General features: G+C 71.9%; 11 protein-coding genes. 7 read left to right on the top strand and 4 right to left on the bottom strand.

Going from position 1 to position 15434, the window contains the following annotated elements; genetic code table 11:
* Positions 1–168: 168 nt before the first annotated feature.
* The 4 genes from ABZ915_RS33595 to ABZ915_RS33580 all read right to left on the bottom strand — a co-directional run bounded on the left by ABZ915_RS33595 (position 169) and on the right by ABZ915_RS33580 (position 5752).
* Positions 169–2553: a DUF3488 and transglutaminase-like domain-containing protein gene (locus tag ABZ915_RS33595; RefSeq protein WP_361811061.1), complete on the bottom strand. Its 2385-nt coding sequence runs from the start codon at positions 2551–2553 to the stop codon at positions 169–171.
* 22 nt (positions 2554–2575) lie between these two features.
* On the bottom strand, positions 2576–3934 hold the full coding sequence (locus ABZ915_RS33590) for a DUF58 domain-containing protein (RefSeq protein WP_361811059.1): 1359 nt from the start codon (positions 3932–3934) through the stop codon (positions 2576–2578).
* Entirely contained in the window at positions 3934–4974 is a 1041-nt protein-coding gene (locus ABZ915_RS33585) for a MoxR family ATPase (protein WP_361811057.1), read from the bottom strand. Before ABZ915_RS33585 ends, ABZ915_RS33590 begins: the two co-directional genes overlap by 1 nt.
* A 232-nt stretch (positions 4975–5206) precedes the next feature.
* A complete protein-coding gene (locus tag ABZ915_RS33580) occupies positions 5207–5752 on the bottom strand; it encodes a carbonic anhydrase (protein WP_361811055.1) in 546 nt (181 codons plus the stop codon).
* A 383-nt stretch (positions 5753–6135) separates the two neighbouring features.
* Between ABZ915_RS33580 and rsmH the strand changes: the two genes are divergently transcribed.
* The 7 genes from rsmH to murD are packed head-to-tail and all read left to right on the top strand — an operon-like array spanning position 6136 to position 15280.
* Positions 6136–7092 (top strand): 16S rRNA (cytosine(1402)-N(4))-methyltransferase RsmH, encoded by a 957-nt coding sequence (gene rsmH, locus ABZ915_RS33575; protein ID WP_361811053.1) that lies wholly within the window; start codon positions 6136–6138, stop codon positions 7090–7092.
* Between the two features lie 42 nt (positions 7093–7134).
* Positions 7135–7668, top strand: a complete 534-nt coding sequence (locus ABZ915_RS33570; RefSeq protein ID WP_361811051.1) for a septum formation initiator family protein — start codon at positions 7135–7137, stop codon at positions 7666–7668.
* Positions 7669–7673: 5 nt separating this feature from the next.
* The gene (locus ABZ915_RS33565) at positions 7674–9662 is read left to right on the top strand and encodes a penicillin-binding protein 2 (protein ID WP_361811049.1); all 1989 of its coding nucleotides are present in this window, start codon (positions 7674–7676) and stop codon (positions 9660–9662) included.
* Between the two features lie 15 nt (positions 9663–9677).
* Positions 9678–11333: a UDP-N-acetylmuramoyl-L-alanyl-D-glutamate--2,6-diaminopimelate ligase gene (locus ABZ915_RS33560; protein ID WP_361811047.1), complete on the top strand. Its 1656-nt coding sequence runs from the start codon at positions 9678–9680 to the stop codon at positions 11331–11333.
* A gap of 4 nt (positions 11334–11337) precedes the next feature.
* Entirely contained in the window at positions 11338–12753 is a 1416-nt protein-coding gene (murF, locus tag ABZ915_RS33555; RefSeq protein WP_361811045.1) for a UDP-N-acetylmuramoyl-tripeptide--D-alanyl-D-alanine ligase, read from the top strand.
* A complete protein-coding gene (gene mraY, locus ABZ915_RS33550) occupies positions 12750–13823 on the top strand; it encodes a phospho-N-acetylmuramoyl-pentapeptide-transferase (RefSeq protein WP_361811043.1) in 1074 nt (357 codons plus the stop codon). The genes murF and mraY overlap by 4 nt, the downstream gene beginning before the upstream one ends.
* Entirely contained in the window at positions 13805–15280 is a 1476-nt protein-coding gene (murD, locus tag ABZ915_RS33545) for a UDP-N-acetylmuramoyl-L-alanine--D-glutamate ligase (RefSeq protein ID WP_361811041.1), read from the top strand. The genes mraY and murD overlap by 19 nt, the downstream gene beginning before the upstream one ends.
* Positions 15281–15434: the final 154 nt, after the last annotated feature.

Below are 15434 nucleotides of genomic sequence, written 5' to 3'. Positions count from 1 at the left end.
GTTCTCTCCCGCTTGCTCGCGCCCCGGGGGCCCCCCCCCCCCGGGCCGCCCCGGCCCCCCCGGGGGGGGGGGGGCCGGGGGGGGGGGGGGGGGGGCGCCCCCCCCCGGGGGCCCCCCCCTCAGGCATGCCGCGAGGCCCGTGGCGTACCTGCCTCAGGCCTCAGGGACTCAGCCCTGCTGGCCCGGCGCCCTGCGCAGCGTCGGCCGGGCCTCCGTGGCCCTCGCCCCGACGGACGTCCACCACGCCGACACCGCCCACAGCACCTGCACCGTCGAGCGCGGCAGGAACAACGCCCGCAACCGCGTACCGCGGCCCACCGTGGTCTCCAGCGCGGCGGTCACCCGGCGCACGTCCTCCGCCAGCCCCGCCACCGGGCGCGGCCGGGGTGCGTAGAGGACCTGCTCCACCGCGTCCGCCAGCCGGTGCACCGCCGCCCCGGCCACCGGGTCGAGATGCCCGAGCCGGACGATCCGGGCGGCCGCTCCGCGGGGGGTCTGCGACTCGTCCGGCAGGATGCCGAAGTCCCAAGCGGTGTCGGTCAGTTCCCGCCAGGCCGCCAGTGTGTGCGCCGCCGCGCCCTCCTCGGTACGGGCGTGCGCGCCCAGCCGTACCGCGCGCAGACGGGCCCGCCAGAGCATCGGCGTGAACGGCACCAGCGCGACGGCGAGTCCGCCGAGCACCCACAGCGTGTCCACCCACCACGGCCGGGGACGCGGCTGCTCGTGGAGCGCGGCCTGCGCGGACGGGCTGTCGCACGCCTGGAGCTTGCGCTCCTTGACCGTGCAGCTCTCGCTCGGGGAGACCGGCACGACGGGCGCCGCGCTCTCCGTCTGCGAGGGCCGCACCTGGTCCGGAAGGCTGCTGCCCGGCGTGTCCGACTGGGTGTACGAGGGCGCCGTGCCCCGGGTCGGGGTCGGCTCGAAGCGGGTCCAGCCCACGCCCTCGAAGTACAGCTCCGGCCAGGCGTGCGCGTCCTTCAGGCCGACCGACACCGAGCCGTCCGCCTGTGGCGACCCGGGAGCGAAGCCCACCGCGACCCGGGCCGGGATGCCCAGCGTGCGGGCCATCGCGGCCATCGCGAAGGAGAAGTGCACGCAGAAGCCCTGCTTCCGTTTCAGGAAGTTCGCTATGGCGTTCGGGCCCCGTCCGACCTCCACCTGGGTGTCGTACTGGAAGCCGCCGGTCACGGCGAAGTAGTCCTGGAGCTTGACCGCCTCCTCGTAGTGGTTCGCCGCGCCCGCGGTGACCTCCTCGGCGGTCTTCGCCACGACCTTGGGCAGCGAGGACGGCACCTTGGTGTACTCCCGCGCCAGGGCCGCCGGCGGTTGCTTGGCCGCCGTCAGCTGCTCGGCCGTCGGCTGCACGTCCAGGCTGGTCACCGAGTACGTCGTGCCGCGCGTGGTCTGGCCGTGGTCGCCGACCAGCGTCATGCCGACCGGCTCGTACCGCCAGTTGCCGCCGATCCGCACGCTGCTCGGCGGGTACGGCATCGGCAGCCAGTCCTGGGCGTACCAGTCCGCCGCCGTGACCGTGGTCCGGACGCTGCCGCGCTTGATCTCGGGGCTCAGGCCGATCGGCGTGGGGAACTGGTTCGGCACGCCGACGATGTGCCGCTGGGACGGCTTCCAGGTGGTGCCGTCGAAGTCGTCCAGGGAGACGATCCGCAGGTACAGGTCCGAGATGTCGTTGGTGCTCGTCTTCACGGACAGCACCTCGCGGTCCTGGTCCACGTTCAGGCTGTCGCGCAACGACACCAGCGGGTTCACCGCGGAGATCGTGCCGCCGGAGCCGTTGCCCGCCCCGATGCCCGTCCCGGCCGGGTCCAGCAGGCCGCCGCTCATCGCGGGCAGCGTCCACGGCACCAGCAGGGCCACGCCCAGCGCGACCACGCCGATGCGGTGCCCCGTACGGACCGGCGCCACCGTCCCGTCCCGTGTCTCGCCGGGCGTGCGCGCCTGGCCGCCGAAGAACCGGCCCCACTGCGAGAGCCGGTCGCGGCCCTCGGCGAGCAGCAGCAGCAGATAACCCGCGGCGGCGATCAGGAACCACAGCCAGTCGTACTTGCCGTCGGACAGCCCGGCGGCGACGGAGTACAGGGCGAGCAGCGGCAGACCGGCCGGGGCCGCGCTGCGGAAGGTCACCGCGAGGGTGTCCACCAGCAGGCCGATGACCAGGACGCCGCCGACGAGCATCAGCCGGATCCCGTCGGTCAGCGGCGCGGGTATCGCGTACCGGCTGACGTCGTCCGAGCCCTCCTGGAGCAGGTCGGCCAGATGCCGGAAGGCCTCGGGGCCGGGAATCAGCCCGGCGACCGCCTGCTCATGGGCGAAGAGCAGGGTCAGCAGCAGCAGAGTCACCAGGGCCTGCGCCGCCACGGTCAGCGGCCGGGCCAGCGGCACCCGCCGGGTCGCCGCGCCCACGCCCGTCTGCACCGCCACCAGGACGGCCGCCTGGAACAGCCACGCCGGCCCGTCCACCAGGGGCAGCAGCGCACACGACACCATCAGCGTGGCCGCCGCGGCGAACAGGGCCAGCCGAGCGCGCCCGCTCATGACAGTTCCTCCCAGCCGGTCCTCACAGTGCCTCCCCACCGCTCACCGCGGCCATGTCCCGGCGGTCGTGGTCCGCCTGTCGCCACAGGTCGTTCAGGGAGGTGCCGCGCGGGACGCTCACGGCGGTCCAGCCCGCCTCGCGCAGCATCCGCGCGCTCTCGCTGTGCGGCTCCGCCGGGCCGGGCACATCGGCCGTCTCACGCAGCCACGCGCCGTCCAGCAGGAAGGCGATCGCACCGCCGCTGCGCCGGCGCATCTTGGCGACCACCGCCGCCTGTTCCTCGTCGAGGTCGCCCAGGAACGCCACCAGCAGCCCTTCGTTGCCGCCGCGCAGCACGTCGTACGCGCGGGACAGGCCCGCGCCGTCCGAGTGGTCGATCACCGCGAGCGTGTCCATCATCATCCCGGCCGCGTCCGCCGTCTCCTGGCTGGCGCCGGCGAACCCGTCGGCCCCCTCGCCGGGCACCGAGCTGCCGGTATCCGTCAGCAGCCGTACCGAGAAGCCTCGTTCGAGCATGTGCACCAGCACGGACGCCGCGCCGGACACCGCCCACTCGAAGGCCGAGTCCGGGCCGGCGCCCGCGTAGGCGATGCCCCGGGTGTCCAGCAGCACCGTGCAGCGGGAGCGTTGCGGCTGCTCCTCACGGCGCACCATCAGCTCGCCGTAGCGCGCGGTGGAGCGCCAGTGCACCCGGCGCAGGTCGTCGCCGTGGCGGTATCCGCGCGGGATCACGTCGTCCTCGCCCGCCAGTGCCACCGAGCGCTGCCGTCCGTCGCCGTACCCCTTGGCCTCGCCGCTCAGCCGCACCGGCGACAGCGGCTCCACGCGCGGGATCACCGTCAGGGTGTCGTACGAGGAGAAGGAGCGGGTGAGTTCGCACAGCCCGAAGGGGTCCGTCAGGCGCAGTTGCAGCGGGCCCAGCGGATAGCGGCCGCGCAGGTCCGAGCGGACCCGGTAGGACACCTCGCGCCGGCCGCCCGGCTCCACCCGGTCCAGGACGAAGCGGGGCCGCGGACCGAGGACGTAGGGCACCCGGTCCTGGAGCATCAGCAGGCCGGTGGGCAGCCGTGAGACGTTGTCCACCCGCAGGTGCACCCGGGCCTCGCTGGCGGCGGGCACCCGCGAGGGGGAGAGCCGGCGGCTGCCCGCGACCCGGTAGCGCGTGCGGTAGAGCACGGCCGCGCAGATCAGCGGGAGGGCGGCCAGCAGCACCCCGACCCGGAGCAGGTCGCTCTGGCCCAGGACGAACGCGCAGATCACGGCGGCGACACCGGCGGCCAGGAAGGACCGGCCGCGGGTGGTCAGCCCGGCCAGGGCCGTACGGATGCCGCCCTGCTCCCCGCGGTCGGCCTCCGCCTGCCCCGTCCCCCCGGCGGTCATCACAGCCTCCGCGGGGGCTGCGAGGGATAGTCCGGCACGCCCCGGCCGAGCCCGAGGCCGCTCTGCTGCTGCGGCGCCGCCGCGGGCACCGGTGTGTGCTGAAGGATCTCCTGCACGACCTGCTCCGAGGTGCGCCGGTTGAGCTGGGCCTGCGCGGTGGGCAGCAGCCGGTGGGCCAGCACGGCCGTGGCGAGGGCCTGTACGTCGTCCGGGAGCGCGTACTCCCGCCCGCTGAGGGCGGCGGACGCCTTCGCCGCGCGCAGCAGGTGCAGCGTCGCGCGCGGGGAGGCCCCGAGTCTGAGGTCGGGGTGGGTGCGGGTGGCGGCGACCAGGTCGACCGCGTACCGCCGGACCGGTCCGGCGACGTGGACGCCGCGCACCGCCTCGATCAGCTTGACGATCTCGTGCGCGTGCGCGACCGGCTGGAGGTCCTCCAGCGGCGAGGCCCCGCCGTGCACGTCCAGCATCTGCAACTCGGCCTCGACGCTGGGGTAACCGACGGAGACACGGGCCATGAAGCGGTCGCGCTGGGCCTCGGGCAGCGGGTAGGTGCCCTCCATCTCGACCGGGTTCTGCGTGGCCACCACCATGAAGGGGCTGGGCAGTTCGTAGGTCTGCCCGTCCATCGTGACCTGGCGCTCCTCCATCGACTCCAGCAGCGCGGACTGGGTCTTGGGCGAGGCGCGGTTGATCTCGTCGCCGATCACGATCTGCGCGAAGATGGCACCCGGCTTGAACTCGAAGTCCCGGCGCTGCGGGTCCCAGATGGACACGCCGGTGACGTCCGAGGGCAGCAGGTCGGGCGTGAACTGGATGCGCCGCACCGAACAGTCGATGGACCGCGCCAGCGCCTTGGCCAGCATCGTCTTGCCGACCCCGGGAACGTCCTCGATCAGAAGATGTCCCTCGGCGAGCAGTACGGTCAGCGAAAGCCGTACGACCTCGGGCTTGCCCTCGATCACTCCTTCCACCGAACTGCGGACCCGCTCCACAGTGGCGGTCAGATCTGTGAGGCTCGCTCGATCGTCATAGGTCGTCACCCGGCCCTCCTCGGCCCGTTCTTACTCGGGCCGGCGCTCTGCGTGGCCCACCCCGAAACACGGACACCACACGGAAAGGGTTCCGCGTGACGTCACACCCCGCATTCTTGCTGCCGTTACCGTTTCGTGTCATCCGACTGTGGACAACTGCCCGCACTATGTCGGTCTTACAACCTTTTCGACCGGACTTTCGATGTCGGGCGGCGGGGTGATTCCGGGGCGGGCGGTCCGGTCAGGCCGCGTCGACCTCGCGCAGCAGGCCGGTCTTGACGTCGAAGACGAAGCCGCGCACATCGTCGGTGTGCAGCAGGAACGGTGAGGTGCGCACCCGCTGCATCGACTGGCGTACGTCCTGGTCGACGTCCTGGAAGGACTCCACCGCCCATGCCGGGCGCTGGCCGACCTCCATCTCCAGCTCGTTGCGGAAGTCCTCGGTGAGGGACTCCAGGCCGCAGCCGGTGTGGTGGATGAGGACGATGCTGCGCGTGCCCAGCTTGTGCTGGCTGATCGTGAGGGACCGGATCACGTCGTCGGTGACCACGCCGCCCGCGTTGCGGATGGTGTGACAGTCACCGAGTTCGAGGCCGAGCGCGGCGTGCAGGTCGAGCCGGGCGTCCATGCAGGCCACCACGGCGACGTGCAGGACCGGGCGGGCGTCCATGCCGGGATCGGTGAACGCGGAGGCATACCGCGTATTGGCCTCCACGAGGCGGTCGGTGACCCTGCCCCGCGTTATGGCGCCTTCGGGTCCAGTGGGAGCTGCTGCGGAAGTCGTCATAGTCATGACGTTACAAGTGCGCAGCTCAGGTGGCCTGCTGTGGGAGGGGACAAAGAACGTCATTGTGGCTTGTTGTGAGCTAACCCACACGGAGGGCAAAACTGGGCCGAACGGGTGATTCCTTTCGAATTGTGCCCCCGCCCGGGATGCGGTACGCGACGCGCAGGCCGGTTGATTGACCGCGCGACACCGTGGACTAAAGTGACGCGAAGCGGGAGGCGACGCTCTCCCTGCTGGACTGATCTACCCGCGCGGCGCGTACGCACGGCCCGGCCTCCTCCCGCTCTCGGCCGGCTGACGCCTCCGGCGCCGGCAGGCCTCCCCTTCACGAGCGGGCGGGGACCCGGCGGTGCGTACGCCCGCGCCGCACATGAGAGGCCCCCTTGAGCCAGAGTCGACACGTCCCTGTGATGCTCCAGCGGTGCCTGGACCTGCTGGCGCCCGCCCTGGAGCGGCCGGGAGCGGTGGTCGTCGACTGCACCCTCGGGCTCGGTGGCCACAGCGAGGCGCTGCTGACGAGGTTCCCCGAGGCCCGGCTCGTCGCGCTCGACCGCGACAAGGAGGCCCTGCGCCTGTCCGGTGAGCGGCTGGCGCCGTACGGGGACCGGGCGGCCCTGGTCCACGCCGTGTACGACGAGCTGCCCGCGGTGCTCGACCGGCTCGGCATCCCGCGCGTGCAGGGCGTGCTGTTCGACCTAGGTGTCTCCTCCATGCAGCTCGACGAGGCCGACCGCGGCTTCGCCTACGCCCAGGACGCCCCCCTGGACATGCGTATGGACCAGACGGCCGGCATGAGCGCCGCCGAGGTCCTCAACACCTACCCGGCCGGGGAGCTCGTGCGGATCCTGCGCGCGTACGGCGAGGAGAAGCAGGCCAAGCGGATCGTCTCCGCGATCGTCCGGGAGCGCGAGAAGGAGCCGTTCAGCAACAGCGCGCGGCTCGTCGAGCTGATCCGGGACGCGCTGCCGCAGGCCGCCAAGCGCACCGGGGGAAACCCGGCCAAGCGCACCTTCCAGGCCCTGCGGATCGAGGTCAACGGTGAACTCTCCGTCCTGGAAAGGGCGGTCCCGGCCGCGGTGAAGGCCCTCGCGGTGGGTGGCCGGATCGCCGTCCTGTCGTACCACTCGCTCGAGGACCGCCTGGTCAAGCAGGTGTTCGCGGCCGGCGCCGCCACCACCGCGCCGCCCGGCCTGCCGGTCGTCCCCGAGCGTTACCAGCCCCGGCTCAAGCTGCTCACCCGCGGTGCCGAACTTCCCACCGAGGAAGAGGTCGCCGAGAACCGCCGCGCCGCCCCGGCACGGCTGCGCGGGGCCGAGCGCATCAGGGAGGACGTCGAGTGAGCGAGCCGGGCCGTTCGGCTCCCCGAACTCACCGGAGGGCAAGTGAGTAGGAAACCCGAACTGAGGGGGCGGGCGGCCCGGCTCGCGCGGCTCTTCCCGGCCGGCCCGGGACAGGCGGCGCGCACCCCGTTCGTGCTCCTCGTCGTCCTGCTCCTCGGCGGCGGTCTCATCGGTCTGCTCGTGCTGAACTCGGCGCTCAGCGAGGGGTCGTTCAAACTCGACGACCTTCAGAAGCAGACCAAGAACCTCACCGACCAGCAACAGGCCCTCCAGCGGGACATCGACGCCTACTCCGACCCCGAAGCCCTCCAGCGCCGCGCCCGCGCCCTCGGCATGGTGCCCGGCGGGGACCCGGCCTTCCTCGATCCCGACGGCACCGTCAAGGGCGTCCCCAGCCCGGCCGCCGCGGACGAGTCCGCCGGCCCCGCCGTCCCCCTGATGGCCCCCGCCACCGCCCCGCCCCCTTCCGCCTCCCAGACCGCGACGACCCCGCCCCCGGCCCAGGCCCGGCCCCTGCCCACCACCTCGGTGCCCCCCGCCCTCCAGCCGTCCACGACCTCGACCCCCGGCAGGTGACGGAAGTGTCCGACAGGGAACCCCCGCGCCGCCGCGTGCCCGGTCCCGTGAAGCCGCCCGGTCCCCGTAAGGGCGGGGGCGGCGGCGGGGCGGGGCGTCCTGGGCCCGGTGCCCGGCCGGCCCGGCGCCCGGCCCGGCCGGCCGCCCGGTCGCGGCCGCCGGCGGCGCGCAGCATCCGGCTCGGCAGCCCGCGCCCGCGCCTGCGCATGGTGAGCCTCGCGCTCACGCTGGTGCTGGTCGCCTTCGTCGTACGCCTGCTCCAGGTCCAGGCCGTCGACGCGAGCGCGTACACCGCCAAGGCCGAGCAGAACCGCTACGTCGTCCACACGCTGGCCGCCGAGCGTGGCGGGATCACCGACCGCAACGGCGTGGCCCTGGCGATCAGCGAGGACGCCTACGACATCACGGCCGACCCCACGATGTTCAGCCGCAAGCAGCTGAAGATCGACGACGGCCCCGAGCAGGCGGCCGCCCTGCTCGCCCCGATCCTCGGCCAGGACCAGGCCGACCTGCTGCGCAAGCTGCGGCCCGCGAACAAGAACCTGCGCTACGTGAAGCTGGCGAGCCGCCAGACCCCGGAGGTCTGGAACCAGATCAAGGACATCAGGTCCGCGCTCACCGAGAAGGCGGCCAAGGACCACTCCACCGTCAACGTCCTCGCCGGCGTCTTCTCCGACCCCAGCAGCAAGCGCGTGTACCCCAACCGCGGCCTGGCCGCCGGGATACTGGGCTGGGTCAACGCCGACGGCAAGGGCGGCGGCGGCATCGAGCAGCAGCTGAACAAGCGGCTCACCGGCAAGGACGGCAAGGTCCGCTACGCCCAGTCCGGCGGCCGCCAGGTCCCCACCGCGGGCTCCACCGAGACCCCCGCCGTGCCCGGCGCCGACGTCGAACTCACCATCGACCGCGACATCCAGTGGGCCGCCCAGAACGCCATCACCGAGCAGGTGAAGAAGTCCGGGGCGGACCGCGGCTACGTGATCGTCCAGGACACCCGCACCGGCGAGATCCTGGCCATGGCCAACGCGCCCGGCTTCGACCCCAACGACCTGGCGAAGGCCGACGGCGCGGCGATGGGCAACGCGGCCGTCCAGGACGTCTACGAGCCCGGCTCCACCGCCAAGATCATGTCGATGGCGGCCGTCCTGGAGCAGAACGCCGCCACCCCGCTGACGCACGTCGTCGTGCCCAACCGGCTGCACCGCGGAGACCGGCTCTTCTCGGACGACGTCGACCACGCGACCTGGTACCTCACGCTCAACGGCGTGCTGGCCAAGTCCAGCAACATCGGCACCATCCTGGCCACCGGCCAGCTCGGCAGGACCCAGCCGCAGGCCAACAAGGTCCTCTACTCCTATCTGCGCAAGTTCGGCATCGGCAGCGCCACCGGACTCGGCTTCCCCGGCGAGACCAAGGGCATCCTGGCCCCGGCCGGCAAGTGGTCGACGTCGCAGCAGTACACGATTCCTTTCGGCCAGGGCTTCTCCCTCAGCGCCATGCAGGCCGCCTCCGTCTACTCGACCATCGCCAACGGCGGCCTCCGCGTACAGCCGACCCTGGTGCGCGGCGAGGAGGGCGCCGACGGCCGCTTCACTCCCGCGTCGAAGCCCAAGAAGACCCGGGTGATCAGCGAGAAGACCGCCAAGACCCTCGCCCGGATGCTGGAGTCGGTCGTGGACGACGAGCAGGGCACCGGTATCAAGGCCCGTATCCCGGGGTACCGGGTGGCCGGCAAGACCGGCACGGCCAACCGCGTGGATCCGGCCACCGGCAGGTACCGCGGCTACACCTCGTCGTTCGCCGGATTCGCACCCGCGGACAAGCCGCGCATCACCGTCTACTGCGCGATCCAGAACGCCACGAAGGGCAGCTACTTCGGCGGCCAGATCTGCGGCCCGATCTACAAGCAGGTGATGGAGTTCGCGCTCAAGACCCTCCAGGTCCCGCCGACCGGCGCCAAGCCCGCGAACCTGCCCGTCGACTTCAAGCCCTGACCAGGAACGATTCCCGTGACAACGATCACTCCCGCCCCCGGGAGCCCCGATGCCCCCCGGCCCTCGCTTCGCTCCGGAGCGGGTACTCCCGGTACGCTCACCGCCGTGCCACAAGCTGATCAGTCCCAAACCACCCAGAAGGGCGCTTCCGTGACATATCCGGGGCCGCCGAGGCCGGTTCAGATCTCCGCCACACCCCTCGTGGAGCTCGCCGATCAGCTGGGTGTCGAACGACCGGAGAGTGCCGCGCGGGTCACGGGCATCACCCACGACTCGCGCGCCGTCCGCCCCGGCGACCTGTACGCCGCCCGCCCCGGCGAGCGCGTGCACGGCGCCGACTTCGTCACCCAGGCCGCCGGGCTGGGCGCGGTCGCGGTCCTGACCGACCCGACCGGCGCCGAGCGCGCCGCCGCGACCGGACTGCCGGTCCTGGTCGTGGACGATCCGCGGGCGTGCATGGGCGAACTGGCGGCCACGATCTACGGCCGGCCCGGCCGGGACCTGCTCCAGATCGGCATCACCGGCACCTCCGGCAAGACCACCACCGCCTACCTCGTCGAGGGCGGTCTGAAGACGGTGAGGTCCACCGGGCTGATCGGCACGGTCGAGATGCGCATCGGCGACGAGCGCATCAAGTCCGAGCGCACCACCCCCGAGGCCACCGACCTCCAGGCGCTGTTCGCCGTCATGCGCGAGCGGGGCGTCGAGGCGGTCGCCATGGAGGTCTCCAGCCACGCCCTGGTCCTCGGCCGGGTCGACGGCTGCGTCTTCGACATCGCCGTCTTCACCAACCTCAGCCCGGAACACATGGAGTTCCACTCCGACATGGAGGACTACTTCCGGGCCAAGGCGCAGCTCTTCACCCCGGAACGCAGCAAACTGGGCGTGGTCAACGCCGACGACGAGTACGGCCGCCGGCTCGCCCGGGAGGCGACCGTCCCGGTGATCACCTTCTCCGCGGAGGGCCACCCCGACGCCGACTGGCGCGCCGAGGACGTCGAGGTCGGCCCGATGGACTCGACGTTCACCGTGCTCGGCCCCCAGGGCGAGCGGATCACCGCCAGGTCGCCGCTGCCGGGTCCCTTCAACGTGGCGAACACCCTCGCCGCCGTCGTCGCCCTCGCCGCCGCCGGTCTCGACCCGCAGGCCGCCGCCGACGGCATCGCCGCCGTACCGGGTGTGCCGGGCCGCCTGGAGCGGGTGGACGCCGGGCAGCCGTATCTGGCGGTCGTCGACTACGCCCACAAGACCGACGCGGTCGAGTCGGTGCTCAAGGCCCTGCGCAAGGTCACCAAGGGCCAGCTGCACGTCGTCCTCGGCTGCGGCGGCGACCGCGACACCACCAAGCGCGTCCCGATGGGCGCCGCCGTCGCCCGGCTCTCCGACACCGCCGTACTGACCTCCGACAACCCCCGCTCCGAGGACCCGCTCGCGATCCTGGCCACCATGCTCCAGGGCGCGGCCTCCGTGCCCGCGCACGAGCGCGGCGAGGTGCTGCTCTTCGAGGACCGGGCCGCCGCGATCGCCGCCGCCGTCGGCCGGGCGCAGCCCGGGGACACCGTGCTGGTCGCGGGCAAGGGCCACGAGCAGGGCCAGGACATCGCCGGCGTGATCCGTCCCTTCGACGACCGCCAGGTGCTTCGCGAAGCTATCCAGAAGACCCAGGGATGAACTTGTGATCGCCCTCTCCCTCGCCGAGATCGCAGCAGTCGTCGGCGGGCAGACGCACGACATACCGGATCCGTCCGTCCAGGTCACCGGGCCAGTGGTCCGGGACTCCCGGGAAGCGGTTCCGGGCAGCCTGTTCGTCGCCTTCGTCGGCGAGCGCGTCGACGGCCACGACTTCGCCGCGCAGGTCGTGGCGGCGGGCTCGGTGGCCGTCCTGGCGTCCCGGCCCGTCGGGGTGCCCGCGATCGTCGTCGAGGACGTGCAGAGCGCCCTCGGCGCCCTCGCCCGGCACGTCGTACGACGGCTCGGCACGACCCTCGTGGCCCTCACCGGCTCGGCGGGCAAGACGAGCACCAAGGACCTGATCGCCCAGGTGCTCCGGCGCAAGGCGCCGACGGTGTTCACCCCCGGCTCGCTCAACAACGAGATCGGGCTGCCGCTGACCGCCCTGTCCGCCACCGAGGAGACGCGCTTCCTGGTGCTGGAGATGGGCGCCCGGGGCATCGGCCACATCCGCTACCTCGCCGAGCTGACCCCGCCGAGGATCGGCCTCGTGCTCAACGTCGGCACCGCCCACATCGGCGAGTTCGGCGGCCGTGAGCAGATCGCGCAGGCGAAGGGCGAGCTCGTGGAGGCCCTGCCCCCCGCCGAGGACGGCGGGGCCGCGATCCTCAACGCCGACGATCCGTTGGTCCGGGCCATGGCCTCCCGTACCCAGGCGAAGGTGATCCTTTTCGGAGAGTCGGCCGAAGCGGACGTACGGGCCGAGAACGTGCGACTCACGGACAGCGGACAACCCCTATTCAGGCTTCACACACCCTCCGGTGCAAGCGATGTGACCATGCGCCTGTACGGTGAGCACCACGTGTCGAACGCGCTCGCCGCGGCCGCCGTGGCCCATGAGCTGGGCATGTCCGCGGAAGAGATCGCCACCGCGCTCTCCGAGGCGGGCTCCCTCTCCCGCTGGCGCATGGAGGTCACCGAGCGCCCGGACGGCGTGACCATCGTCAATGACGCCTACAACGCCAATCCCGAGTCCATGCGGGCCGCGCTGCGCGCGCTCGCGGCCATGGGCCAGGGGCGGCGGACCTGGGCGGTGCTCGGCAAGATGGCCGAGCTCGGGGACGAGGCGCTCGCCGAGCACGACGCTGTCGGGCGGCTCGCCGTCCGGCTCAACGTCAGCAAGCTCGTCGCGGTCGGGGGGGTCGAAGCCTCCTGGCTGCAACTGGGCGCATATAACGAGGGTTCGTGGGGTGAGGAGTCGGTGCACGTGTCCGACGCACAGGCGGCGGTCGACCTGTTGCGCAGCGAGTTGCGCCGGGGGGACGTCGTGCTCGTGAAGGCGTCCCGTTCGGTGGGGTTGGAGAGCGTTGCCCAGGCGCTCGTCGAGAGCGGTGCCGAGGGTGAGGTTGCCGCCCGATGATGAACCAGATCCTGTTCTCGGGAGTCATCGGCCTCTTCCTGACGCTGGTCGGCACCCCGCTGCTGATCAAGCTGCTGGCCCGCAAGGGCTACGGTCAGTACATCCGTGACGACGGCCCGCGTGAGCACGCCAGCAAGCGCGGTACGCCGACCATGGGCGGTATCGCGTTCATCCTGGCCACGATCGCCGCCTACTTCCTCAGCAAGGTGATCACCGGGAAGCCGCCGACCTACTCCGGGCTGCTGGTACTCGGCCTGATGGCGGGCATGGGCCTGGTCGGCTTCCTCGACGACTACATCAAGATCGTCAAGCGGCGTTCGCTGGGTCTGCGGGCCAAGGCGAAGATGGCCGGCCAGCTGATCGTCGGTATCGCCTTCGCCGTGCTGTCGCTGATGTTCTCCGACTCGCGCGGCAACACCCCGGCGTCCACGAAGCTGTCGTTCATCACGGACTTCGGCTGGTCGATCGGCCCGGTGCTGTTCGTGATCTGGGCGCTGTTCATGATCCTCGCGATGTCGAACGGCGTGAACCTGACGGACGGCCTGGACGGTCTCGCCACCGGCGCCTCCGTCCTGGTCTTCGGCGCCTACACGTTCATCGGCGTCTGGCAGTTCCAGGAGTCCTGCGCCAACGCGCAGACGCTGACCAACCCGAACGCCTGCTTCGAGGTGCGCGACCCGCTGGACCTCGCGGTCATCTCCTCGGCGCTGATGGGTTCCTGCATCGGCTTCCTGTGGTGGAACACCTCGCCGGCCAAGATCTTCATGGGCGACACCGGTTCGCTCGCCCTCGGCGGTGTCCTCACGGGCCTGGCCATCCTCTCCCGCACGGAGCTGCTGGTGGCCCTCATGGGCGGTCTGTTCGTCCTCATCACCATGTCGGTGGTCATCCAGGTCGGCTCCTTCCGGCTCACCGGAAAGCGCGTCTTCCGGATGGCGCCACTCCAGCACCACTTCGAACTCAAGGGCTGGTCCGAAGTCCTTGTGGTGGTCCGATTCTGGATCATCCAGGGCATCTGTGTAATTGTCGGACTGGGCCTCTTCTACGCGGGATGGGCAGCGGAAAAGTGACCGACTGGCAGGGCAAGCACGTCACCGTCGCCGGGCTCGGCGTCTCCGGCGTCCCGGCGGCCAAGGTGCTGCACGGACTCGGTGCGAAGGTCACCGTCGTCAACGACGGCGACGACGAGCGGGCACGGGCCCAGGCGGCCGAGCTGGAGGCGCTCGGGATCACCGTACGCCTCGGTGACGGCGACACCCTGCCGCAGGGCACCGAACTGATCGTCACCGCACCCGGCTGGAAGCCCGACAAGCCGCTGTTCGCCGCCGCCCGGCAGGCCGGCGTCCCCGTCTGGGGCGACGTCGAACTCGCCTGGCGGCTGCGCGGTCCCGACGCCGCTCCCTGGCTGGCCGTCACCGGCACCAACGGCAAGACCACCACCGTCCAGATGCTCGCCTCCATCCTCGGGGCGGCGGGCCTGCGCACGGCGGCCGTCGGCAACATCGGCGTCTCGCTGCTGGACGCCGTGCTCGGCGACGAGGAGTACGACGTCCTCGCCGTGGAGCTGTCCAGCTACCAGCTGCACTGGGCGCCCTCCCTGCGCGCGCACTCGGCCGCGGTGCTGAACCTCGCCCCCGACCACCTCGACTGGCACGGCTCCATGGAGGCCTACGCCGCCGACAAGGGCCGTATCTACGAGGGCAATCGGATCGCCTGCGTCTACAACGTCGCCGACAAGCTCACCGAGGACCTGGTGCGCGAGGCGGACGTCGAGGAGGGCTGCCGGGCCATCGGCTTCACCCTCGGCACCCCCGGGCCCTCCCAACTCGGCGTGGTGGACGGCATCCTCGTCGACCGCGCCTTCGTCGAGAACCGGCAGAAGAACGCCCAGGAGCTCGCCGAGGTCTCCGACATCGGCCCGCCCGTCGCCCACCACCGCCCTTCCAAGGAAGGCGCTTCGCGCCCCCACTTTGTTGCCCCGCACAACATCGCCAACGCCCTTGCCGCGGCGGCCCTCGCGCGCGCCTTCGGGGTGCCTCCGCAGGCCGTACGGGACGGCCTGCGGGCCTTCACCCCGGACGCCCACCGCATCGCGAAGGTGGCGGAGCTGGAGGGCGTGACCTACGTCGACGACTCGAAGGCCACCAACACCCACGCGGCCGAGGCCTCGTTGGCGTCATATGAGTCGATCGTATGGATTGCGGGCGGTCTGGCGAAGGGCGCCACCTTCGACGAGCTGGTCGCCAAGTCGGCAAAGCGACTTCGCGCCGCCGTCCTCATCGGTGCCGACCGCGCCCTGATCCGTGAGGCCCTCGCGCGACACGCGCCGGAAGTACCCGTCGTCGACCTCGACCGGACCGACACTGGGGCGATGCTCCAGGCGGTGACGGAAGCCAAGCGGCTGGCGGTCGCCGGCGACACCGTGTTGCTTGCGCCGGCCTGTGCCTCCATGGACATGTTCACCAACTACAACCAGCGCGGTGACGCGTTCGCGGAAGCGGTTCGCGAACTCGGCGCGGGCGCCTGACGACGGGTCCCGTCTCCACGGGTGCTTCGGGGCCCCAGGGCCTGTTCTGAGTTCCCCGTCTGCGCCCCGACGCCCGGCACGCACGCTCGGCGCACGGCGCCGCAGGACAGGTGGCTCCGCCACATGACCTGCGACACCGCACACCGAGCGCACG

The sequence above is a fragment of the Streptomyces sp. NPDC046915 genome, assembly GCF_040644935.1.
Taxonomy (GTDB): domain Bacteria; phylum Actinomycetota; class Actinomycetes; order Streptomycetales; family Streptomycetaceae; genus Streptomyces.
Note: the sequence above shows the minus strand (reverse complement) of the source record. Positions and strands in the feature narration are given on the sequence as shown.

Excerpts from the sequence above, each read along its gene's own strand:
- ABZ915_RS33595 (WP_361811061.1), bottom strand. The coding sequence starts at position 2,553 with ATGAGCGGGCGCGCTCGGCTGGCCCTGTTCGCCGCGGCGGCCACGCTG.
- ABZ915_RS33590 (WP_361811059.1), bottom strand. The coding sequence starts at position 3,934 with ATGACCGCCGGGGGGACGGGGCAGGCGGAGGCCGACCGCGGGGAGCAG.
- ABZ915_RS33580 (WP_361811055.1), bottom strand. The coding sequence starts at position 5,752 with ATGACGACTTCCGCAGCAGCTCCCACTGGACCCGAAGGCGCCATAACG.
- mraY (WP_361811043.1), top strand. The coding sequence starts at position 12,750 with ATGATGAACCAGATCCTGTTCTCGGGAGTCATCGGCCTCTTCCTGACG.
- murD (WP_361811041.1), top strand. The coding sequence starts at position 13,805 with ATGGGCAGCGGAAAAGTGACCGACTGGCAGGGCAAGCACGTCACCGTC.